The following is an 18,725-nucleotide window of genomic DNA, read 5'->3' on the forward strand; positions in this document are numbered from 1 at the left end:
ACTCCCTTAGCAGGGGAATTCCGGGCGCGGCGGGGCGTCTCTGGAAGGGTATTTTAATCAGGGGGTTAGGTCAGGATTTGGCGGCGGCGGATGGCGGCGTGCCCACGCTGTGCCCAACGGAATCGCCCGCCGCGTCCTCCGCCGGCTCCAGCGTCCAGCCGAACTTGGCGAGGTCGGCGGCCAGGCCCGGCGGGGGGATCTTGGCGTAGCGTTCGACCATGCGCAGGGATTTCCAGCCGCCGCGCTGTTGCAGGCGCAGCATGTCGCGGTTCTGGGCGTGGTGCCATGTCGCCCAGCTGTGCCGGAACGTGTGTTCGGTGACGCGGTGCGGGTCGAACCCGGCGGCGGTCACGGCCGACTTGATCCCGGCCAGCGTGGCGCCGCTATTGCGGCGCACGGTGAAGGGCCTGCCCAGCCTTGTGCGGAACACCGCGCCGCCCTTTTCGCGGCTGGGCAGGCGGGCCAGCGAGGCGACCAGACGCCGCGGCAGGTGGACGCTGCGTTCCTCGCCGTTCTTGGTGTCGCGCAGGATCGCCGTTTCATAGTCCAGATACAGATCGTCCCATTGCAGCAGCAAGGCCTCGGCCTCGCGCGCGCCGGTTCCGTAAAAGAATTCGATCAGGGCGGGCATGTAGGGCGAGCGGTTGCGCGGCGGCGCGGCCAGCGCGGCGCGGATGACGGCCTCGGCCTGGGGCGGGCTTTGCCAGACCGTGCGCCATGCGCCCTCGGGCGGTTTTTTCAGCGTATGGGAAATGCGCGCGCCGTTGAGAATGGAAATGATCGGGCCGTGCCATTGCCGCCGCAGCGTCGAGGGCGCGGCGTCCGGATAGGCGCGGCGGCCCTCGCGGTCCACAAGGTCCTGCGTAATCTCCCCGGCCGGGTGATGGGCGAGGGCGGCCTCGATGGGGGTCAGGAAGCGGGCCTCGCCGCCGCCGTCCAGATAGGCCTCGATCAGCTGGCCGAACGTCTTTTCCCGGCCGCGCTCGGCGGCGGGAAGGAGATAACGGCGCCGGATCTGGGCCGCGATCTTGTCCCGCTCTGCTTCTGCTTCGCGCTGGCAATGCGTTCCGAGAGCGGTTTCGCTGACGCGGACGCGCTCGGCCGCGCCGTCAATATGGACCGTGACAGTGCCCCGGACGTACCAGAGCCCGGCTTTTCCGCGCCGGCGGATCGAGAGCGACATGTGCGGGCCTCCTGCAGCGCCCGGAACTGGGATTCGGTGAGCATGACCCGCCTTCCGATCCGGATAAAGGGCAAACCGTGCGCGCGCAGGGCGTCGCGGATCACGCGTTCGGGATGCGCCGGCCCGCCGGGCGCGGTGAGGCCGAGCCGCTCCGCGGCGGCCTCCAGCGTTATGGCGGGGGGCGGGGTCATCCGTAGAAGATTTCCGGTCTGACGGTCACGCGGACGATGCGCCAGCCTTTCCTGTAGGCATCCTTCCAGCCCCGCGCCGCATCCATACGGTTATAGGTATGGCCTATTTCACGCCGCGCGGAACTGGCTGTGTGATAAACGCAGGAAATTCTTTTGCTGAACGGATTCCATGCGCCGAACATTTCCTGCGGCGGCGCATAGCTGTTGAGCGTGTAGCGAGGGCGGTAGTCGGCCATGGTCAACTATCGTCCGCCATAAGGAGCGACAGAGCGCCGCTGATGGCAAACAAAGGCGTGATGACCGCGACAAGCTTCCAGACGGTAACGGGGTCAACGGCGCAGACCGGTGATGCCCAGCAGGCGCCCGCGATCATGTAGGTGCAGAGCAGCAAGACAGTGGGGATAGCGGCCGCCATAGCGACCATGATTTTCTTGTTCACCGACCATTTTGACGGATTCAGCATCACATCACCCTCCAATCCACAGCCCGAAGATCAGGAGGCCGAGGAAGGTTCCCGCGGCCGCGGCGGCGCCCATGTTCAGGATGTCTTCCCATGTCGGCGCGTCTCCCGGACGGGAAGCCGCTTCGCCTTTGCCGGGCGCGGACCATCCGCGCCCTTCATTGCATGGCTTTCGGTTGCTGATCGATTCGCCAAAATCTCCGACAGTTGAAGAACCAAGCGCCCTTTCGTTGCGGTTGGGGGACGGCGAAGCGGTTTCCGGTCCGGGGGTCATGTCAGTGCGCCTCGCCGCCGATGCGGGCGAAGGCGGCGATCATGCGTTCGGCGTCCGCGCCGGTGACCATGCCCGCGCCCTCCGACAGGTCGCCGTCGGGATGGCAGCGCCAGACGGAACAGGCATCATCCAGCAGCGGCTTGACCGCGAGCCGGTCATGGGGGCGCAGCTGGCGGATCAGGGCGGCGGCGTCCTCCGGGCTGCGGCAGGCGTATCGCCGTTCACGGCCCGGTTGCTGTATGCACGGCAGGGCGAGGATGACCGGGTGAGTGACGGTCGCCGCCGCGCCGGGCAGGGGTCCGCCCTCAGCCTGAGCGCATGATGATGGCGCGGCGGCGCCGCCGGTCCGCGCGGGGATCGGGGAGGGCCCGCGCGGAGTTTCGGGAGAGGTGAGCGTGTCGGTCATGGATGGCCTCGCGTCGTAAACTTTGGCGTTTTGTTTCACGTGAAACGTCAACACCGGAAATTACGAATCAAGGAATATTACGTAAAACGTAAGTCCGTCAACCGTGTTTTAAACGGGCGGCGTTCGCGGCCTATTCTGAGAGATCGGGTAATTTTAAGGGGGAGAGGGATGGTTATCATGGTTATTGCGGCGTCCGCGGCGCTGCTGCAGGCCGCCGCCGCGCCGCCGCCGGCGCCGGACTTGTCCGAGGTTGCGGGGTCCATGGAGGCAGCCAACATGATCGCCTCGGGGTGCCGCGTCGAGATCCGGATGAATGACGGGCGCGGCGCGGAGTGCGAGACATGGCGAAAGCTGGCGATGCAATCGCTTGAAGGCCTTGTGACGGCCGGGAGAATACGCCCAGTCCGTGAAGGCCTGGCAGGCCGATCATGGAATGACGGACGCCCAGACAGAGGCGGCGATCATGGAGGCGCACCCGGACTTCGCGCGGAATCTGGGGCGCATCAATCGCGCCTATGAAGATTTCGAGCGCGACCGCTCCGCCTTCATGTCGGTCTGGAAGGCGCGCGGCATGATCGACTAGCCCCGTCCAACCACCTTGTGAATGGCGCGGACCTTGTCCAGCGTGAAAGCCTTGACCTTGTCGCCGCGCTTCAACCGGACCGCGTTATCGCTGCGGCCGTCGAACACGCCCAGCCAGGCTTCACCGTCCGTCAGCTCGACCACGGCGTCTTCGCCGGCGCGCGGTGCGCGGCCGCCGACGACATAGGCCAGTTCGCCCGTCATGTAGCGCGGCGCGTTATCATCGTCCTGAACTGAAACAGCGAACGCCCGTGATGCTTCGCGCTGCGCGGGGGCGCGCTCGGTTGTCCCGATGCGGCCTTGCGGCGTTAGGCTGATGGGGCCGGTCAGGGCGGCTCCAAACAAGGGAATTTGCGCGCTGTCACGCCGCGCGCCGCCTAACGCATCGCGCAGTCCATCGCCGCTGTCATCCGGGCGTCCCTCCGCTACGGCTTTGAAGAAACGGCGAAAGGCCACCGCTTCATCATGCCGGATCTGTCTTTGTTCCGTCGGCGAAAAGATGCCGACGATGGCGCGGTATGAAATTCCCGTGCCACGGCTGAGGTCCCGCCGCGTGAGGCTGTGCGCGGACAACTGGGCGTCAATCCAGTCCGGCGTAACGCGGTTTTCGTAATCCGAATCGAGTTCGTCATAGGTCATGGCGGCAAGGATGCCGTCCCAGCCGGAACTAACGGGTTTACAAAATTCGCGAATCACCCTCTCCGTATATTACGTAAAACGTAAACATCAAGGGGCGGGCTGGGTGAACACGCCGGCGCATAAAGTCATCAAGGCATTTGGGACGGGCAAGCGGGCGGCCAAGGCGGTCGGGCGCGCCGATAACTATTTCTCGCGGCTGATTACTGAAGGCGACGGCGTTGTGCCGATCCGCATGGCCTCCGCCGTGGTGGAAGTCGCCGAGCGGGAGTCGCTGGACCTCACCTGGAACGACATGCGGCCGCCGGCCTCGGCGCTGGACCTGCCGCCCGCGGCGGGCGCCGCGGCGGACGAGGGGGCGGCGGCGTGAGGGCCCGGACACAGATTTCGAAGCGGGGTGGCGCAGCAGTAGCGCGGCTGGCTCATAACCAGCAGGTCGCGGGTGCAAATCCCGCCCCCGCAACCATTCACCGATCGCGCCGCCCTTTGAGCCTGACCGGCGCGGCCAATGGGGGCGGCGTTCCGGGCGTTCGCCGCCTCCGTCCAGTCGAGGGAGGGGCTCCCGATGAATAAATCCAGTAAGAGCAGTCGTATTTATCACCTGGCCGGGGGCGGGGTCGCTTCCATCGCGGCGGCCTCTTTGATGATGTCCGGCGCGGCGGCGGAGACGCCCCGGCGCGGTGTAATGGCGGCGGGCGCGCCGTCCGTGTCTGGGCCGGGCGTTTCCGGCGAGTCCATCAAAGGCATTCGCCGGTCCAAACAGGACCGCCGCCGCCGCAAGCCGACGCGCGCAGAACGCCGTTTCAAGCAGCGGATGAAAAAGAAGGCCCGGCGGGGCGCTGGCAATGCGTGGGACCATGAGGTGTTCTGTGAGCGGGTTCGCAATGATCCGTTCCGGCCCTTCACCAATTATGAACTGACGATTTTCCAGCGCACAGCGACGGCGGAGCAACGCAAGGACCCCGCGGCGTGGCTTCGCCGCCGCCGCGAATTCCTCGCCCGCGCCATCGGCGGGACCTATCACGGATGACCGCCCCGCGCGCAGCCTCCGCCGGGAAGGCGCGGTGGTATCTGTGGCTGCTGGCCGCGGAGCGGGCGCTCAATGGCGAGGACTGGCGCGGCTCCATCGCCGTGGCGCGGGCGCAGATGCGCGACGAGCTGGACGCGATGCCCGAGCCGGGAGACTTCCCCGACGCGGACCTGGCGAGCGCGCTGCGCTGTCTGCTGGCCGTGTGGGCCGAGCGCACCGAGCCGGGCGACCGCGCGCCGGTGCACGCGGTCTGCCGCACCGCCGTCAACGAGCTGATGCGCCTTGCGCTGCGCGGCGAAGGGCGGGCGGCGTGATGGGGCGGGCGCTGATCATAGACAGGGTCACTCCGGCGGTCGGGGTCCGCGACGATATCGTCATGGCGCTGGAGGCGGCGGGCTGGCGGATCGTTCCGGCGACGTTTGTTCGGGACGCCGAGAGCTGCGGCGTTCCGCCTTTGGGGCCGGTCAATATCCTGAGAACAGACGGCGCCGCGATCCTGCCGGGCGTCTGGCGGCAATATACGCTGCGGGCGCAGTCCCGAAACGAGATCGCGGATTACACGCGGATCACGCGTCTGAAATCTGCTGGAAATTGGTGTTTTGCGGCCCATGCGCCCGCCCTTGTTTGCGGGGCGGGCGTTGGGTTTGTGGCGGCGGCGTTCATCGCGCGGCTTGCGGGCTGGATATGACCCGCGCCCGCACCCTCGACGCCGCGCTGGAGGCGCGCAAGGCCGACGTGAAGGCGGGGGTGAGCATCCCCGATGTTCTGGAGCTGCTGACCATTGACGCCGATCCGCTGACCGGCGGGCGCGGCTGGGTCTGTGATTGTCCGTGCTGCGCCGAGGGGCGCGCGCGGGTGAGCGCGGACGGGCGGCGGTTTTCCTGCGCGTCCTGCGGGGCGTCCAGCGACGTCATCGGCTTCTACCAGGCGGCGCGGCCCGCCGGGTTTCTCCAGACCATAGACGATCTTCACGCCGCCCTGACCACGCGGGGCGGGCGCGGGGATACGGAAACAGGGAGTCTTTTCTGACATGACCAAAGACGTCACGCAGCCGCAATCGCTGGAGCCCTCCGGGCAGGACCGCCTGCGCAGTTTTATCCAGCGCGTCGAGCGGCTGGAGGCCGACAAGGCCGAGGTGATGGCGGACATGAAGGAAGTCTATGCCGAGGCGAAAGCCATGGGCTTCGACACGAAGATCATGCGCCAGGTGGTGCGCCTGCGGAAGATGGACAGCCAAGACCGCGCCGAACAGGAGGCGGTGCTGAACCTCTATCTGCACGCCGTGGGCGATGCGCCGCTGTTCAAGGCGGCGGGCGAGGGCGTGGACCCCGAGGGCGACAGCGCCATGGAGCGCTTCACCGGCCTGCTGAAGCGGGGCGAGGTATCGATCCATGCGGCCGGCAAGCGGATCGCGCCAAACACAGCCGCCACGGAAGACAAGCCCGACGCCAAGACCAGGACGAAACCCAAGGCCGCCGCGGCGAAGCCGGGCAGGGCGCTGCCGCGCTCACAGCCCGGCGCCAAGGCGAAAGAGACGGAGGATTACCAGCTGTGAAAGACCATTGCGACCGGGACGGGGCGGCGGCGCTGATGGAGCGCATCCGCGATTACTGGGCGGCGCGCGGGCGCACGGCCCGGCTCTACATGAGCGAACAGGCGTTCGACCCCGCGATGCGGTCGCGGCGCGTCGATATCCGCAGCGACATGGTCAACGGGATGCCGCAGCGCCAAGGCGCGGCGGCGGGGCGGGGGGTGCGCGGAGGCGCGTAACAGCGCCGCCCCCGCGCCCCTATGGCCCGCGCGCGGTGCGCATCGGCGGGCAGGTGGTGGACCGGCCCGCGCCGATGCCGATGGCGGAGGATATGCCGCGGGAGCGGGCGCGGTGAGCTTCCCAACGCCTCATATCGCCGCGGCGGACCTGGCCGCGCATCTCTATATCGCGGCGTGCGACCTGACCGGGGCGGAGCCTCTGGATTTCGGGGCGCACAATCCGCAAGGCGCGGACCGCAAGGCGGCCATCGCCGCCGGGCTGGCCTGGCGGTCGATTCGCGGCGGCGCGGGACGGCCGAGCGTGAAGCTGTTCGCGCGGGGTATTCCCGCACAGGTCCTGTCCGTCTCCATCACGCCCACGCAGCTGAAGCGTTACCGCCTGACCGGCGATATCGAGCTGCTGACCGATTACGGCAAGCGCCTGGCCGCCGGCGACGGGCCGCGCGAGGCGATGGCTTATGCGCGGGGCGGGCGCGGCGGCGATCTTTCCGCGAAATCTCCCCCGGCGGGGCCTCCGAAAGCCCCTGACAAGCCGCACGAAAAGCCGAAGGCGCGCCCGCCAAAGGCGGACGGGTTGCGTCTGGCGCAGGCGGCGCCGAAGCCCAGGCCCTCCATGAGCGACTGGGCCGGGGCGGCGGCCGCCGCGCCGCGTCCGGACCCGGAGAAAGAGGCCGTGGACCGCTATCTGCGGGAGGGCGGCAAGATCACGGTGGTGGGGCGCACGGAAACCGTGGATCCCGCCGAGGGGCGCTGGCGCGTCATGACGGCGCTGGCCGCGGGCCATGTCACGCGCGGGTCCCCCATCGGCGATATCATCAGCCAGTGCCGCATGTGGGAATCGGCGGTGACCGCGGCGCTTCAGGGCCTGAAAGGCGATGGCCTTGTCGAGACCATGAACGGGACATGGCGGCTGACCCGCAAGGGCCGCCGCAAACATGACATCAAGGCCGGGACGGCCGGGCGGAAGCGCGCATGAGCGCCGCCGCCGAGGCCCGGCGCCGGGCGGCGCTGAACGCCACGCGGCTGACGCGGCTGGCGCGCGCGGCCGGGGCCTATGCGTTCACGCAAGGGACGATGCCGCCGCCGCAGGGTGTCGCCGGCCGTCCCGCCGGCGCGGCCGGCGGCGGGCGGGATGATCTCTATGCGCGCGATGTCGGGGTGCATCTGGCGGTCTGCGCGTTCGGGCTGACCCCCGCGCGCGCCGGGGCCGACAGCGGCATGACGCCCGCCGCGTCCGAGGCCGCGCACCTGATGTTCGCCGCGGCGCGCGAGGAATCGCCCGCGCTGGACCGCTATTTCACCGCGCTCTGCGACTGGCTGGCCGCCGCGCCGCCGGCCTGGGGCGCGCGCGGCGGGGACGCCGCATCGAAGGATTCGCCGGGAGTACAGCCGCAGCGGTGCCGGGAACCGGCGGCAAAACAAGGGCGCGCGAGCCGCGCGGGTTCCGGCGATCGGCAACAGGAAGCCCGCAAGCGCGTCAACCCGGCATCTGTTTCAAGCGAGGGAGGGGCGTGATGGCGGAATCAAGTTGGAAGTATCCTGCGCGTGAGTTCGATGATTGGGGAGTCGTGCGCGCTTCGGACGGCTACGTGGTCTGCCAAGTATCTCTGGGCGGGCTGCATCTATCTCAATCGCTAATCGATACCCACCGCCGCGCCGGAACGGATCCTTGCGCGCCGCGTGCGCGCCTGATTTCGCGCGCGCCGTCAATGCGAACGCTGGGCCAGCAGCTCGTATCCGCCGAACTGGCATTGGCGGAAGGCCAGATCGATCAAGAGGAATTTGCCGGATTCTGTCGCTCTATCGCGAAAGACTGGAGATGTCTTCTCGGTGAAATCAATCAATCTCAAACGGCGGAGAGCGGGGAAGCGCAGGGGCTTGCCCGGCCGGACCCCTGCGATTCCCCGCCCGGAAACGGTGCAGAAAAGGGGGCGACATGACCGGCCCGCGCCGCATCCAGCTGTCTCGCAAGAAGGGGTGGCGGCTGCCGGAGGGGGCGGTCTCCGTCGCGCGGCCGCACGCCTTTTCCAATCCCTATAGGATTGGCAATCCGCACCCCAAGACAGGCGCGGCCATGACACGCGAAGACGTGATCGCGCTGTTCCGCGAGCGGGCGCTGGCGCCGACGGCGGGCTTTCTTTATCGCGAAAACGTAAGGCGCGAGCTGGCCGGAAAGGACCTGGCCTGCTGGTGCCCGCTGGACCAGCCCTGTCATGCCGACGTGCTGCTGGAGATCGCCAATGGCGCGAAGGACGGCGAAACATGACCGTCTTGGCCGTCCTCCCCCTGATTGTCCTGATGCTGGGCTGCGCGGGCGCCGGGTGGGGCGCGGCGCTGTGGGCCGGGTCCATGCGCTCGCGCTGTCTGCGGCGGGCCAGCGCGGCGCTGATCGTGTTCGCCATCGTCTGGGCGATGGCGCTGGGCTCGCAGATCGAGGGCGCGGCGTTTGTCGCAAAACTGGAGCGGGGCGGGTTTCAGCTGCTGGAGGTTCCGGCGGATGGGTGAGGGCGCGCCAACCGAGGCATGGCTGGCCTCGCCGGATCATGGCCGCTACGCGGCCGCGATGCTGCTTTGCCAAAGCCCGTCTGGCGAGTGTTCTTTCACGGGACAGTGTTTCTACGAGGGCGACTGTTTCCGAGGTGCGCCGTATATCGCGGCGCGGGACAAGCTGGGGCGCTATGCCGAGCTGGTCGCTATGGCGGCCGACCGTGATGAGCTGACCGGCGATGAACAGGCTTGGCTGCTATCGGTCATGGAGCCGATTATCGTCCGGCTGCGCAAGAGCTTGCAGGAGCGCCGCGCATGACGGCCCGCGGCAATACCTCCACCGCCGTGATGAACCGGCGCGTCGAGCCGGCGGACAGTCTGGACTATTTCCCGACGCCGCCCTGGGCGGCGCGGGCGTTCTGCGCGCTGGCGCTGGGCGGGCTGGCCGCCGGGCGGCTGCAGGACCGCACATGCTGGGAGCCGTGCTGCGGCGAGGGGCATATGGCCAGCGCCCTGCAGGAGAGTTTCGCCCGCGTCTTTTCCAGCGACATTCACCCCTATGGCGCGGGCCGCGTGCACGATTTCGCGCACGGCCTGCCGCAGCATCAGCCGCGCCCGGACTGGATCGTCACCAATCCGCCGTTCAACCGGTTTCTGGAATTTGCCTTGCACGCCATGACTCTGGCGGAGGAAGGCGTGGCGCTGCTGGGCCGCACGACGGTGACCGAGGGCGGGACGCGCTTCAAGAAACTCTACAGCCCGCACGCGCCGAACGCGGTGTTTCAGTACGCCGAGCGCGTGCCGATGACGCGCGGCAAGTATGACCCGACCGTCGGCAGCGCCACGGCCTATGCGTGGCTGGTCTGGATGAAGGACCCGGAGACCGGGGCGTGGGGCGTTCCGCTGGGCATGAGCCGCTGGACCTTGATTCCGCCGTGCCGCAAGCGCTTCGAACGCCTGCCCGCCGACGCCGGCATCGGCAAGCCGTTCGCCCCGCGCGAACGCCAAGGCGGGTTTGAATTTGATGACAATGAGGGAGGGACGTAATGGCCGAGTCATCGTCCATCGAATGGACCGACGCGACCTGGAACATCGTTACGGGGTGCGACGTGGTCAGCCCCGGCTGCACGAACTGTTACGCCATGAAGCTGGCGGGGACGCGGCTGCGGAGCCATCCCAGCCGCAAGGGCCTGACCCGTCCGTCCAAGGCCGGGCCGGTCTGGACGGGCGAGGTGCGGTTCAATGAAGACTGGCTGGATCAGCCGCTACTCTGGAAGCGCCCGCGCATGATCTTCGTGGCCGCCCATGGCGACCTGTTCCATGAGGGCGTGACAGACGCCCAGCTGGACCGCGTGTTCGCGGTGATGGCGGTCTGTCCGGAGCATACGTTCCAGGTGCTGACGAAACGTCCCGAGCGGATGCGGGACTATTTCGCGGCGGGTCCGTGGTTGCGCTGGTTGCCGCATATGCAGTCGATGGGGTCACGGCGAAAGTGGGCGGAACTGGGCGAGCGCGAAGGCGGCTTGCCGAATGTCTGGCTGGGCGTAAGCGCGGAAGATCAGAAGCGGGCGGATGAACGGATACCGGCGCTGCTGGCAACCCCCGCGGCGGTGCGCTTTGTCTCCGCGGAGCCGTTGCTGGGGCCGGTGGATCTGGGGCTCGGGCGCGGCTGGTGCAGGGCTTGTGGCACGCTGACCCAAGGGACGCTTGACGGGCACTGTATGGACCCTTCCTCGCCGTGCTTTGAGGGCGAGACATTTCTCGATGCAATGCTTCATTGGGTGATCTGCGGCGGGGAGTCCGGGCCGGATGCCCGACCGATGCACCCGGACTGGGCGCGGGGGCTGCGCGACCAGTGCGCGGCGAACGGCGTGGCGTTCCATTTCAAGCAATGGGGGGCGTGGGCGCCGGTCGAGGTCAATGGCGGCATGTTCATGGATGCGTCGGGCAACCGCTTTGCCGAACTGTCGCAGGCCGCCGAGAAATATCAGGACATTCACGGGCGATTGCCCGATGGCAGCGAATACTGGCGCGTCTGGGGCTTTGATCGCGTCGGCAAGAAGGCCGCCGGGCGGCTGCTGGACGGCCGAACGCATGACGGGATTCCGTCCATGGAGGCCCGCCCGTGATCGCCGCCCTCCGACGCCATATCAAACGCCATCGCGAGCTGCACGCCCTGCGCGCCGAGATCGCGGCGCTGAAGCGCTGGCGGATCCATGAGGGCGGGTTGCCGGCCGAAACCGTGGCCGCCGTGCAGCGCGCCTATCTGGCGCGCTACGGGCGCGGGGGGACGCAAAGGCCGCAGCCCGACTATGGCCTGATCGCCGCGCGCCACGCCGACCTTGCGGGCCTTGACGGCGCGGCGCGCGCCGCGGCGCTGGCCGCGATCGAGGAAAGCCTGGCGGCCTGCCTGAACGTCGCCGCCGGCAGCCATGTCGCGCGCGTGCTGAGCGCCGCGCGGGACGCGGGGGTTTGCGGGGCGGTGCGGGATGAACGGGCGTGAATAGAAACCTGCGGCATTACCGGTTGCCTGAAGGCAATGTCCAGATCGCGTTTAGCGGCGGCCGGACAAGCGGATTCATGCTGCACGAGATACTGGAAGCGAACGGCGGCTTGCCGGATCGCGTCGAAGTGACTTTCCAGAATACCGGGCGAGAAATGCCCGAGACGTTAGACTTTGTTCAGGAGGTCGGGGGGCGTTGGGGCGTGCCGATTGTCTGGTTGGAGTATCGCAGCTATGCCCCCTTCTTCGAGATCGTCAGCCACAATAGCGCGGCGCGTAACGGAGAGCCGTTCGAGGCTCTCATCCGTAAGAAACGCGGCTACTTACCTAACCAGCAACAACGTTATTGTACTGAGCAATTGAAGGTGCTCACGGCCAAGCGATATCTGCGCTCGCTTGGCTGGAATCGGTGGACAAACTTCACTGGGTTGAGAGCTGATGAGCCTTCAAGGCTCAATAAACCTCAGCCTCCAAGCTGTTGGACGGTGCGTCACCCGCTCGCCGATGCGGGGGTGTCGAAATATGACGTTGAGAGGTTCTGGCGTGCGGCAGATTTCGATCTGCGTCTGCCCTTGGTTAACGGAAAGACCATCGGCGGTAATTGCCGAGATTGCTTCCTCAAGTCTGAAGCGGAAATTGCCGCTTATAAGCGTGAACATCCAGAGGATCGGTGGTCTGAACGCATGGAGGCCCTTGGGTCCGAACTCACCGGCTCCGCATCGCAGGCTTTCTTCAATAAGCGCTGGTCCCATCGCGAACTGAGAGAATTTGTCGAGCGTCAGGGCGACTGGATTTTTGATGCCGAGGGCTGGCTTTGCCAAGCCGAAGGCGGGGAGTGTTTTGGATGAGCCCCCGTCTCCCCCTTCACGACGGCCGCCCGGCGGTCTGCAACAATGCGGCGTGTCCGGTGCGGGGGCGCTGCGCGGTATGGATGGATAACGCGCTGAGCGGCGGCCTGTCCGGCGGTTATGTGTTCAATCCGGTCGCGAACGGGCGGCCGATGTTCACCCCCGGCCGGTCGGGCTGTTCGCATTTCCGGGGCCTTGGCGCGTCAGGGTCGCGGCTGGGCTGTGCGGGGTCCGGGCGATGAGCGGGGGCTGGGACCTGATCGCCTTGCGGGACCGCGCGGCGCGGGCGGAGGGGCGTTTGAGTGCCATTCTGCTGGCGCGGGACTATTTGCTGTCGCCGCAGGAAGCGCGCGTGTTCGAGACGCTGGCGGGCGGGCGATGGGTCCGGACGGATCGTTTGTGCGAGGCCGGGCGGTGTTCGCCGCATACGTTGAAAGTCGTTATATCGCGCCTGCGCGGCAAGCTGGGCGAGGATGGCGCGGAAATTCTGAATAACCGGCTGGGGCAATACGGGCTGGGGGAGTCCCTGCGCGAGATGCTGGCCGACAAGCGGGCGGCCGTGGCGGAGGGGCGGGCCTGATGGCCGCGCCCCTCACGCCTTGCCGGTCACGCCGCCTGCAGCGGCTGTATGGCGTCGGCGTCGCCGCCAGCGGCGCGGGCCGCGCCGATATCGTGCGCGGCCTGCAAATTCATCCAGAATTCGGGCGTGGTGCCAAAGGCGCGGGCGAGGCGCAGCGCCATGTCGGCGGTCATCGCCGCGCCTTCCAGAAGCCGCTGCAGGCGGGCGCGGGGCACGCCCAGCGCCCTGGCGAGGGTGGGGGCCTTCACGCCATAGTCGGGCATGAATTCGTCGGTCAGGATCGCGCCCGGCGGGGCCGGGACGCGGATATTGTCGGCCATTGTCACTGTCTCCTTGTTCTCAGCCTGTCAGTGGTAATCGACCAGTTCGAGGGCGTCGGGACCCGCTGCGGTCCAGACAAAGCAGATGCGGAACTGATCGTTCACGCGGACGGAGTGCTGGCCCTTGCGGTCGCCCTTGAGGGCTTCCAGCCGCATGGAGGGCGGGGTGCGCAAATCATCCAGCACGTGCGCGGCGTTCATCATGTCCAGCCGGTTCGTGAGGCGCTTGACCAGATCCGCCGGGACGCCCTTGGGCGCTTTTCCCGTGCGGTGCAGTTTTTCCAGCGCCTTGTCGGCAAAACCCTGAATCGCCATTGCGTTTCCCTTCCGTCTGACAAAGAGAATGTATCGCACATCGATACGGATTGCAAGCGTTTTGTATCTTTTTACGATACATTTTTTGCAGCGGGGGCCGCGGCATGAGCGGCTGGGTTCAGGGCATGTTCTGGATGGCGCGCGGGCTGGGCGAGCCGGGCGTGGTGAGCGAGGCGTCCGTGAAGCTGGTCGGGGCGCGGATCGGGGACGCCTGCAACGAACAGGGCGAGGGGATGCGGGCGCTTTCCAAGGGCGCGCTGGCCGAGGATACGGGCCTTTCGGAGGCGCAGGTGCAGCGGGCGGTCTCCCGCCTGCGCGCGATCGGCGTGGTGCGGGCGGTTTCCGGCGGCGGCGGCGGGCGCGGCGTGGCGCCGACCTATGCCATCAGCCTGGACGCGCTGAGCGATTTCATCGATGTGGATAAGTTGCCCCAGCGGCTGGTTCAGAGGCTGCGAAAAGGGGCGCAATCTGCACCCCTTTCGGAGCCGAAAAGGGGTGCAGCAGAGACACAAAAGGGGTGCAGCAGAGACCCAAAAGGGGTGCAGCAGCGACCCCCCCTACAGAATACGGGTACTACAGGCGCGCGCGCGGACGCGGGCGCGCTCCCGCGCGAGGCCGAGGCCCTGCGCCGGGCGGCTGTGGACATCCACAACGAGGACTGGGCCGTGAGCTGGATCGACGGGCTGGTGTTCGAGGGAACGGGCGCTGACGGCGCATGGCATTTCACGGCGCCGAGACGGTTTCAGGCCTCCGAGCTTGGCGTCAAGGAAGCGTGGAGGCTCAGCGAGAGGGTGGGGACGCAGGTCCGGTTCCATTTTCTGGATGACTGGCCCGGCCTGCGCGGCCGGGTGCTGGGCGAGACGGAAACGAAACAGCAATCAGCGGGAGGGCGGTAAGCCATGGGGAAGCGGGCGACGATGACGGCGAATGCGCAGGCGCGGGCGGCGCTGGACCGGCTGGCCGTTGAAGCGGGCTATGAGAACGCGGCGGCGTTCCGCGAGGCGATGGAGGCATTCGAGGCTTGGCGCAAGGGCTTGATTGTCGAGAGCGACTCCGTCCGGCGCGGCGAGATTGAGACGGCGGCCGAGCGTCAGCGCAGGGAGCGCGAGGCGGGCGGGCATGTGAAGCCGGCGCAGCGCGGGACGGACGATGCGCCGCAGGCGGCGACGCTGGCGGCGGCGGGGCGGTCCCTGGCGGTGGTCAATCCGGAGCGGGGGTTTTCCGAGTCCGCCGGCGCGGCGGCGCTGCGCGACCTGTCGGCCTGCGCGGTGGTGAAGCTGCACGCCGAGGGGCGGATCGGCGATGACGGGGTGAAGGCGGCGTTCCGGTTTGGCGAGCTGGCCGTGCGGGCGCTGGGCCAGCCCGGCCCGGCGGGCTGCGCCTTCGTGCGGACCGGGGCCTCGGCGGCGGGCGAGGAAGTGAGCGCGCGCTATGCCGATGATTTCCGCACCTATCGGCGGATCGCGGCGGCGCTGACCGGCGACCAGTTCGGGATGCTGGACCGGGTGATGCGGTTCGGCGACAGCCTGACCCGCGCGGCGGGCGATGTGTTCGGGGAGCGGTGGTCTTCCCGCAATGCGCGCGCGGCGGCCGGGGCGGTGGCGCTGGAGAGCGGGTGCGCCTGGCTGTCGGATTTCTGGGGCTACCGGTAAGGCTTGACTGTATAGACGAATCAGTCCCCTAAATAGGCAATCTCGAAAAACTGTGAGTGACACGGCCCGGCGCGAAACGCGTTCCGGGCCGTTTTCGTTGGCGCGTAACGGGAAGGGGGCGTTGATGGCGGATTCGCTGGCCGGCTTCCTGCCCAAGGACCGTTTCAAGCAGCTGCTGCGCGTGCCCGCCGATGATGGCGCGGACGCGACGCTGCGCGCCGTCGCCGATGGCGAGGGGACGGAGACGCCGCTGCATCTTTCCGCCAGCGAGGCGACGTTCGGGGAAAGCGGCGCGCCGATCGACAAGGTCCTGGACGAAGACGATTTCGCCAGCGACGACGCCAAGGCGCTGGTCACCCAGCAATCGGTCAAGGCCTATATCGACAAATGGGACGGGCCGACGATCAATGCGGCGCGTTATGGCTATGGCGAGGCGGGCAACAGCGATTCCGACAACGCCGCGGCGCTGGAGCTGGCCACGGACGCGGTGCGGGCGGCGCTGCCCGCCGGCAACATGATCTATCCGGCGGTGAAGTTCGTCATGCCGCCGGGGCTGCAGCCGCTGGGCGCGAATGCGGGCTGGAACACGGGCCTGGACCTTGGCGGGATCCGGGCCGGGGTGATCCTGGACGCGCGGGGCGCGGTGCTGCAGCCGAGTTCCGCGCTGGCCGGCAAGTCGGTGGTCGACATGCTGGGCAGCCGCTGGATCATGGGGTCGCCGCCGAGCGTGTGGTCGCCCGACCCGCTGACCATGCCCGCGTGCGGTTATCTGTTCGGGCGCGACGATGACCTGCAGGCGGCGGGCGAGCACGAATTCCTGCATGCCAGCATCAAGGGGTTCTTCTCCCTTGCCGGCATCTTCAACAATGCCTCCGAGCTGCTGGGCTGGCCGAACGCGGTTGCGTGGAACGCCTATCCGGACGCCGATATCGGGGCGGAGGACACTTTCGCCAACCGCGACACGCATGACGGAGAGGCGGCGGGCTACGTGTTCCTGTGCAGCGATGGCGCGGGCGGGCTTGGCGGCGATCCGGTTCTCTATCGCAAGGCCTCGGCCACGAGCGGCGACTGGGAGGGGCCGATTGCGTTCCACGGCGAGAGCGGCGACGCGAAGGTGCGCAGCTGGGCCTATGTGGCCGACGCCTATAATCATTTCGACGTGTCCGGCCTGACCAACCAGACCACGAGCCTGACGCGCCATAGCAGCCAGCCGTCCAATGCGGCCGAGATGCCGGGCGTGAATGTCCGCAAGATCGATTATGACGATGGGTGGCAGGGCAGCGGCAAGGGCGCCGCGATGCTGCTGATCAACACCAAGGGGCACAAATACCGGGGCTATGCGACCAGCTTCGATACGTGCGGGGTGGAGATCTGGCCCGTCGACACGGAATATTGCCTGGACCTGTCCTATCTGCATTGCGAGACGGACGGGCAGGTTTCCAGCATCAGGATCAGCAACAAGTTTACCGACAACCCGACGCTGTTCGATTTCCGGCATACCGACGCCAGCACCAGCACGTCGGGCAGCATCATCGATATCGATGATCTGACCACGCTGACGCTGCAGGCGAGCGAGGCGCGGATCGGCAATCCGGACAATCCGCTGTTCAGCGACTTCTCCAAGCTGCGCGGGTCCGGCAACCGGTTCTTCCTGCCGGACGGCACGCACTGGAGCGATCCGCACGCCGATTTCGAGTGCTGGTTCTATCCGGGGGACGGCGACCCGAAACATTACGGGGCGCTGGACATTCCAGAGTTCAACGATGCTCCGACCAGTTTCACGCCTACGGTGGAGTTCAACAATAACGGCGACTTCGTCCCCACCTACAACACCCAGATCGGCTATTATAAGCAGGTCGGGAATATCGTCTATTTCAACATCAATCTGGACTTTGATGTGAACGCCTACACGACCGCGAGCGGGGGGTTAAAGATTGGCGGTCTCCCAGCGTGGTCAGCGAGCTATGGACATCAAACGGCGGCAGTTGGTTGGGTATCGAATATAGATGCGCCGGGGACGGCTTATTCTCTTTTCGCCGTTATGTTTGATAACGCTCTTGACGCTATGTTTATAGGCAACGCGAAGGACGCATTGAGTTACGGGCTTGTGGGGACTTCCAATGTCCCGGCGTCAACAACAGGGGTGGTTGTTCAGGTGAGCGGCCACTATTTTGTTGACTAGGGGCGTTGCGGCCTTGATGTGAGTAGTTTATCTCATGGCGCATGCCATTACTTTTTCACGCTGGAACCCATTACACCGGAACGACCAAAATTCAGGCGTTCTGCGCGCACAACCGCGCCGCTTTGGCCGAGCGGGGGCTTATCTATCCCGAGGGCAAAAGCGACCGGGCCTATAAACGGGGGCGCGAAACGCCGGGCAATGGGTTAAGCCTTGCGCTGCATGTCAGCGGCCAACAGGCGAACGCGAACATCTGGGATGCTCATGAAGCGGCCTTGGGGCGAGGCGACACGCTCCTATATTCGGCGGCTGCATTTTGGGGAAAACAGCGTGAGGTCATGCCCGCGATAGCGGACGGGCGCGATGCGCGCGTTATCGTCTATCTCCGGCCCCAGACCGAGCTTATGGGGCGCGCCTATTCGGCGGTAAGGGCGCGGCGGGATTACAGTGGGTCTATCGAAGAGTATTTCGAGGAGGCCCGCCCCGAGATGCACTATCTCCGCAAGATCGAAGAAATCGAAAGCTGGGCCGGGCCAATGATAGTGCGGCCCTATAACGCGGTGAAAGGTGAGGGCCTGATACCGGACTTTCTGGCGCAGATCGGCGTGGACAATGACACGGCGCTATCCGTGCCGGAGTTGAATATAGACAGACCAGAACCGGTGGCGCTGCCCGGCAATCTCCGCCAGCGCATCATTGATGAATACGCCAAAGAGAACGCTGAAATCGAACGGCGCTACTTTGCTGGCGAAAACTGGCTCGCCCTGACTTAAGGGCCTTACGACAAGCGAATCTCTGAACCCCGCTGCGATAACCGGCGGGTAAACCCCTGCGCGGATACCCCACATGGAAACATCAGCCAAGGGCGGCTGATCGGCTTAACGCAAACATGGACGGCCCGGATGACCACCACTGAACAGACGTGGGATCAGCTGGACCGGCAGGCCTTCGATGATTGGGATTGTCCGTTTGACGGGCGCTGCGTGCTGGTCAGCGAAATCGGCGCGGCGGCTTCGGGGTCGGTGTCCGGGGCGTCCGTCAAGCGGGGGCTGGTCTCCGGCGCCGTCTCGGCTTCGGGGTCCATGGCGGGCGCGGCGTTCAAGCGGGCGCTTTCGGGCGGGTCCGCGGCGGCGCTGGGCGCGGCTTCGGCGGGGCTTTCGACGGTTCGCCATGCCGGCGGGGCGGTCTCGGCGGCGGCGTCTGTGTCGCTGGGCCTGGTCAAGCGCGGGCTTGTGGCGGGCGGCGTGTCGGCGGCGGCCTCGGTCAGCGGGGATGCGGTGAAGCGGGCGCTGGCCTCCGGCGCGGCGGC

General features: G+C 67.1%; 31 protein-coding genes, 1 tRNA gene and 1 pseudogene. 26 read left to right on the top strand and 7 right to left on the bottom strand.

The genetic code is table 11. The features are described from left to right. Positions 1-70: 70 nt before the first annotated feature. The 4 genes from L338_RS15695 to L338_RS15715 form a co-directional block, all read right to left on the bottom strand. Complete coding sequence (locus tag L338_RS15695; RefSeq protein ID WP_022699361.1) at positions 71-1,183, bottom strand: tyrosine-type recombinase/integrase; 1,113 nt, start codon at positions 1,181-1,183, stop codon at positions 71-73. A gap of 187 nt (positions 1,184-1,370) precedes the next feature. Next, a complete protein-coding gene (locus L338_RS15700) occupies positions 1,371-1,610 on the bottom strand; it encodes a hypothetical protein (protein WP_022699362.1) in 240 nt (79 codons plus the stop codon). Between the two features lie 2 nt (positions 1,611-1,612). Next, positions 1,613-1,840, bottom strand: coding sequence for a hypothetical protein (locus tag L338_RS15705; protein WP_152485924.1), 228 nt, complete (start codon positions 1,838-1,840; stop codon positions 1,613-1,615). A 269-nt stretch (positions 1,841-2,109) separates the two neighbouring features. Beyond that, positions 2,110-2,514, bottom strand: a complete 405-nt coding sequence (locus L338_RS15715; protein ID WP_022699365.1) for a hypothetical protein — start codon at positions 2,512-2,514, stop codon at positions 2,110-2,112. Positions 2,515-2,920: 406 nt separating this feature from the next. Here L338_RS15715 and L338_RS17665 point away from each other — a divergent pair, with 406 nt between their 5' ends. Then, the gene (locus L338_RS17665) at positions 2,921-3,097 is read left to right on the top strand and encodes a hypothetical protein (protein ID WP_022699366.1); all 177 of its coding nucleotides are present in this window, start codon (positions 2,921-2,923) and stop codon (positions 3,095-3,097) included. Here the strand turns inward: L338_RS17665 and L338_RS15720 are convergent. After that, positions 3,094-3,735 carry a hypothetical protein gene (locus L338_RS15720; RefSeq protein ID WP_022699367.1) on the bottom strand — a complete coding sequence of 214 codons (642 nt, stop codon included), beginning with the start codon at positions 3,733-3,735 and terminating at the stop codon, positions 3,094-3,096. The genes L338_RS17665 and L338_RS15720 overlap by 4 nt on opposite strands. Before the next feature lie 103 nt (positions 3,736-3,838). Between L338_RS15720 and L338_RS15725 the strand changes: the two genes are divergently transcribed. The 20 genes from L338_RS15725 (at position 3,839) to L338_RS15810 (ending at position 12,950) form a co-directional block, all read left to right on the top strand. Beyond that, positions 3,839-4,102: a hypothetical protein gene (locus L338_RS15725; RefSeq protein WP_022699368.1), complete on the top strand. Its 264-nt coding sequence runs from the start codon at positions 3,839-3,841 to the stop codon at positions 4,100-4,102. A 21-nt stretch (positions 4,103-4,123) separates the two neighbouring features. Continuing rightward, a tRNA-Met gene (locus tag L338_RS15730) sits at positions 4,124-4,198 on the top strand. 99 nt (positions 4,199-4,297) lie between these two features. Beyond that, on the top strand, positions 4,298-4,762 hold the full coding sequence (locus tag L338_RS15735) for a hypothetical protein (RefSeq protein WP_022699369.1): 465 nt from the start codon (positions 4,298-4,300) through the stop codon (positions 4,760-4,762). Then, the gene (locus L338_RS15740; protein WP_022699370.1) at positions 4,759-5,076 is read left to right on the top strand and encodes a hypothetical protein; all 318 of its coding nucleotides are present in this window, start codon (positions 4,759-4,761) and stop codon (positions 5,074-5,076) included. Before L338_RS15735 ends, L338_RS15740 begins: the two co-directional genes overlap by 4 nt. Beyond that, entirely contained in the window at positions 5,073-5,450 is a 378-nt protein-coding gene (locus L338_RS15745) for a hypothetical protein (protein ID WP_161624645.1), read from the top strand. The genes L338_RS15740 and L338_RS15745 overlap by 4 nt, the downstream gene beginning before the upstream one ends. Further along, the gene (locus L338_RS15750) at positions 5,447-5,791 is read left to right on the top strand and encodes a hypothetical protein (RefSeq protein ID WP_022699372.1); all 345 of its coding nucleotides are present in this window, start codon (positions 5,447-5,449) and stop codon (positions 5,789-5,791) included. Before L338_RS15745 ends, L338_RS15750 begins: the two co-directional genes overlap by 4 nt. A 1-nt stretch (position 5,792) precedes the next feature. After that, positions 5,793-6,317 (top strand): DUF2312 domain-containing protein, encoded by a 525-nt coding sequence (locus L338_RS17170; RefSeq protein WP_022699373.1) that lies wholly within the window; start codon positions 5,793-5,795, stop codon positions 6,315-6,317. Beyond that, a complete protein-coding gene (locus L338_RS15760) occupies positions 6,314-6,532 on the top strand; it encodes a phosphoglycolate phosphatase (RefSeq protein WP_022699374.1) in 219 nt (72 codons plus the stop codon). Before L338_RS17170 ends, L338_RS15760 begins: the two co-directional genes overlap by 4 nt. Before the next feature lie 112 nt (positions 6,533-6,644). Then, entirely contained in the window at positions 6,645-7,508 is an 864-nt protein-coding gene (locus tag L338_RS15765) for a hypothetical protein (RefSeq protein ID WP_022699375.1), read from the top strand. Beyond that, positions 7,505-8,047, top strand: coding sequence for a hypothetical protein (locus tag L338_RS15770; protein ID WP_022699376.1), 543 nt, complete (start codon positions 7,505-7,507; stop codon positions 8,045-8,047). The genes L338_RS15765 and L338_RS15770 overlap by 4 nt, the downstream gene beginning before the upstream one ends. Further along, the gene (locus L338_RS17465; protein WP_152485925.1) at positions 8,047-8,472 is read left to right on the top strand and encodes a hypothetical protein; all 426 of its coding nucleotides are present in this window, start codon (positions 8,047-8,049) and stop codon (positions 8,470-8,472) included. The genes L338_RS15770 and L338_RS17465 overlap by 1 nt, the downstream gene beginning before the upstream one ends. Beyond that, entirely contained in the window at positions 8,469-8,798 is a 330-nt protein-coding gene (locus L338_RS15775) for a DUF4326 domain-containing protein (protein WP_022699377.1), read from the top strand. Before L338_RS17465 ends, L338_RS15775 begins: the two co-directional genes overlap by 4 nt. Beyond that, the gene (locus L338_RS15780) at positions 8,795-9,037 is read left to right on the top strand and encodes a hypothetical protein (RefSeq protein WP_022699378.1); all 243 of its coding nucleotides are present in this window, start codon (positions 8,795-8,797) and stop codon (positions 9,035-9,037) included. Before L338_RS15775 ends, L338_RS15780 begins: the two co-directional genes overlap by 4 nt. Then, positions 9,030-9,338: a hypothetical protein gene (locus tag L338_RS15785; protein WP_022699379.1), complete on the top strand. Its 309-nt coding sequence runs from the start codon at positions 9,030-9,032 to the stop codon at positions 9,336-9,338. The genes L338_RS15780 and L338_RS15785 overlap by 8 nt, the downstream gene beginning before the upstream one ends. Beyond that, positions 9,335-10,066 (top strand): SAM-dependent methyltransferase, encoded by a 732-nt coding sequence (locus L338_RS15790; RefSeq protein WP_022699380.1) that lies wholly within the window; start codon positions 9,335-9,337, stop codon positions 10,064-10,066. Before L338_RS15785 ends, L338_RS15790 begins: the two co-directional genes overlap by 4 nt. Beyond that, positions 10,066-11,148, top strand: coding sequence for a DUF5131 family protein (locus L338_RS15795; protein ID WP_022699381.1), 1,083 nt, complete (start codon positions 10,066-10,068; stop codon positions 11,146-11,148). Before L338_RS15790 ends, L338_RS15795 begins: the two co-directional genes overlap by 1 nt. After that, complete coding sequence (locus tag L338_RS15800) at positions 11,145-11,522, top strand: hypothetical protein (RefSeq protein ID WP_022699382.1); 378 nt, start codon at positions 11,145-11,147, stop codon at positions 11,520-11,522. Before L338_RS15795 ends, L338_RS15800 begins: the two co-directional genes overlap by 4 nt. Continuing rightward, positions 11,519-12,370, top strand: coding sequence for a phosphoadenosine phosphosulfate reductase domain-containing protein (locus L338_RS15805; protein ID WP_081639674.1), 852 nt, complete (start codon positions 11,519-11,521; stop codon positions 12,368-12,370). The genes L338_RS15800 and L338_RS15805 overlap by 4 nt, the downstream gene beginning before the upstream one ends. Beyond that, a complete protein-coding gene (locus L338_RS17470; protein ID WP_152485926.1) occupies positions 12,367-12,612 on the top strand; it encodes a hypothetical protein in 246 nt (81 codons plus the stop codon). Before L338_RS15805 ends, L338_RS17470 begins: the two co-directional genes overlap by 4 nt. Further along, positions 12,609-12,950 (top strand): helix-turn-helix domain-containing protein, encoded by a 342-nt coding sequence (locus tag L338_RS15810; protein WP_022699385.1) that lies wholly within the window; start codon positions 12,609-12,611, stop codon positions 12,948-12,950. Before L338_RS17470 ends, L338_RS15810 begins: the two co-directional genes overlap by 4 nt. Positions 12,951-12,976: 26 nt before the next feature. Here L338_RS15810 and L338_RS15815 read toward each other — a convergent pair whose 3' ends face one another. Both L338_RS15815 and L338_RS15820 read right to left on the bottom strand, forming a co-directional pair. Further along, the gene (locus L338_RS15815; protein WP_022699386.1) at positions 12,977-13,270 is read right to left on the bottom strand and encodes a HigA family addiction module antitoxin; all 294 of its coding nucleotides are present in this window, start codon (positions 13,268-13,270) and stop codon (positions 12,977-12,979) included. A 27-nt stretch (positions 13,271-13,297) separates the two neighbouring features. Further along, on the bottom strand, positions 13,298-13,585 hold the full coding sequence (locus L338_RS15820; RefSeq protein WP_022699387.1) for a type II toxin-antitoxin system RelE/ParE family toxin: 288 nt from the start codon (positions 13,583-13,585) through the stop codon (positions 13,298-13,300). A 104-nt stretch (positions 13,586-13,689) separates the two neighbouring features. On the opposite strand from L338_RS15820, the gene L338_RS15825 reads away from it, so the two are divergent. The 5 genes and pseudogenes from L338_RS15825 to L338_RS15845 all read left to right on the top strand — a co-directional run. Continuing rightward, entirely contained in the window at positions 13,690-14,481 is a 792-nt protein-coding gene (locus L338_RS15825; protein WP_022699388.1) for a hypothetical protein, read from the top strand. Between the two features lie 3 nt (positions 14,482-14,484). Continuing rightward, the gene (locus tag L338_RS15830; RefSeq protein ID WP_022699389.1) at positions 14,485-15,237 is read left to right on the top strand and encodes a hypothetical protein; all 753 of its coding nucleotides are present in this window, start codon (positions 14,485-14,487) and stop codon (positions 15,235-15,237) included. Positions 15,238-15,361: 124 nt separating this feature from the next. Further along, positions 15,362-17,419 carry a hypothetical protein gene (locus L338_RS17670; protein ID WP_022699390.1) on the top strand — a complete coding sequence of 686 codons (2,058 nt, stop codon included), beginning with the start codon at positions 15,362-15,364 and terminating at the stop codon, positions 17,417-17,419. Positions 17,420-17,541: 122 nt separating this feature from the next. Then, complete coding sequence (locus L338_RS15840; protein ID WP_022699391.1) at positions 17,542-18,189, top strand: hypothetical protein; 648 nt, start codon at positions 17,542-17,544, stop codon at positions 18,187-18,189. A gap of 129 nt (positions 18,190-18,318) precedes the next feature. Beyond that, positions 18,319-18,725, top strand: a pseudogene (locus L338_RS15845) (hypothetical protein); the annotation flags it as partial.

This window comes from Euryhalocaulis caribicus (assembly GCF_000412185.1).
In the GTDB taxonomy this organism is placed as follows: Bacteria; Pseudomonadota; Alphaproteobacteria; order Caulobacterales; family Maricaulaceae; genus Euryhalocaulis; species Euryhalocaulis caribicus.

What these genes read in the sequence shown, in the direction of transcription:
- L338_RS15695 (WP_022699361.1), bottom strand. Translation starts at nt 1,183, where the DNA reads ATGTCGCTCTCGATCCGCCGGCGCGGAAAAGCCGGGCTCTGGTACGTC.
- L338_RS15700 (WP_022699362.1), bottom strand. Translation starts at nt 1,610, where the DNA reads ATGGCCGACTACCGCCCTCGCTACACGCTCAACAGCTATGCGCCGCCG.
- L338_RS15715 (WP_022699365.1), bottom strand. Translation starts at nt 2,514, where the DNA reads ATGACCGACACGCTCACCTCTCCCGAAACTCCGCGCGGGCCCTCCCCG.
- L338_RS15720 (WP_022699367.1), bottom strand. Translation starts at nt 3,735, where the DNA reads ATGACCTATGACGAACTCGATTCGGATTACGAAAACCGCGTTACGCCG.
- L338_RS15735 (WP_022699369.1), top strand. Translation starts at nt 4,298, where the DNA reads ATGAATAAATCCAGTAAGAGCAGTCGTATTTATCACCTGGCCGGGGGC.
- L338_RS15740 (WP_022699370.1), top strand. Translation starts at nt 4,759, where the DNA reads ATGACCGCCCCGCGCGCAGCCTCCGCCGGGAAGGCGCGGTGGTATCTG.
- L338_RS15750 (WP_022699372.1), top strand. Translation starts at nt 5,447, where the DNA reads ATGACCCGCGCCCGCACCCTCGACGCCGCGCTGGAGGCGCGCAAGGCC.
- L338_RS17170 (WP_022699373.1), top strand. Translation starts at nt 5,793, where the DNA reads ATGACCAAAGACGTCACGCAGCCGCAATCGCTGGAGCCCTCCGGGCAG.
- L338_RS15770 (WP_022699376.1), top strand. Translation starts at nt 7,505, where the DNA reads ATGAGCGCCGCCGCCGAGGCCCGGCGCCGGGCGGCGCTGAACGCCACG.
- L338_RS17465 (WP_152485925.1), top strand. Translation starts at nt 8,047, where the DNA reads ATGGCGGAATCAAGTTGGAAGTATCCTGCGCGTGAGTTCGATGATTGG.
- L338_RS15775 (WP_022699377.1), top strand. Translation starts at nt 8,469, where the DNA reads ATGACCGGCCCGCGCCGCATCCAGCTGTCTCGCAAGAAGGGGTGGCGG.
- L338_RS15780 (WP_022699378.1), top strand. Translation starts at nt 8,795, where the DNA reads ATGACCGTCTTGGCCGTCCTCCCCCTGATTGTCCTGATGCTGGGCTGC.
- L338_RS15785 (WP_022699379.1), top strand. Translation starts at nt 9,030, where the DNA reads ATGGGTGAGGGCGCGCCAACCGAGGCATGGCTGGCCTCGCCGGATCAT.
- L338_RS15790 (WP_022699380.1), top strand. Translation starts at nt 9,335, where the DNA reads ATGACGGCCCGCGGCAATACCTCCACCGCCGTGATGAACCGGCGCGTC.
- L338_RS15795 (WP_022699381.1), top strand. Translation starts at nt 10,066, where the DNA reads ATGGCCGAGTCATCGTCCATCGAATGGACCGACGCGACCTGGAACATC.
- L338_RS17470 (WP_152485926.1), top strand. Translation starts at nt 12,367, where the DNA reads ATGAGCCCCCGTCTCCCCCTTCACGACGGCCGCCCGGCGGTCTGCAAC.
- L338_RS15810 (WP_022699385.1), top strand. Translation starts at nt 12,609, where the DNA reads ATGAGCGGGGGCTGGGACCTGATCGCCTTGCGGGACCGCGCGGCGCGG.
- L338_RS15815 (WP_022699386.1), bottom strand. Translation starts at nt 13,270, where the DNA reads ATGGCCGACAATATCCGCGTCCCGGCCCCGCCGGGCGCGATCCTGACC.
- L338_RS15820 (WP_022699387.1), bottom strand. Translation starts at nt 13,585, where the DNA reads ATGGCGATTCAGGGTTTTGCCGACAAGGCGCTGGAAAAACTGCACCGC.
- L338_RS15825 (WP_022699388.1), top strand. Translation starts at nt 13,690, where the DNA reads ATGAGCGGCTGGGTTCAGGGCATGTTCTGGATGGCGCGCGGGCTGGGC.
- L338_RS15830 (WP_022699389.1), top strand. Translation starts at nt 14,485, where the DNA reads ATGGGGAAGCGGGCGACGATGACGGCGAATGCGCAGGCGCGGGCGGCG.
- L338_RS17670 (WP_022699390.1), top strand. Translation starts at nt 15,362, where the DNA reads ATGGCGGATTCGCTGGCCGGCTTCCTGCCCAAGGACCGTTTCAAGCAG.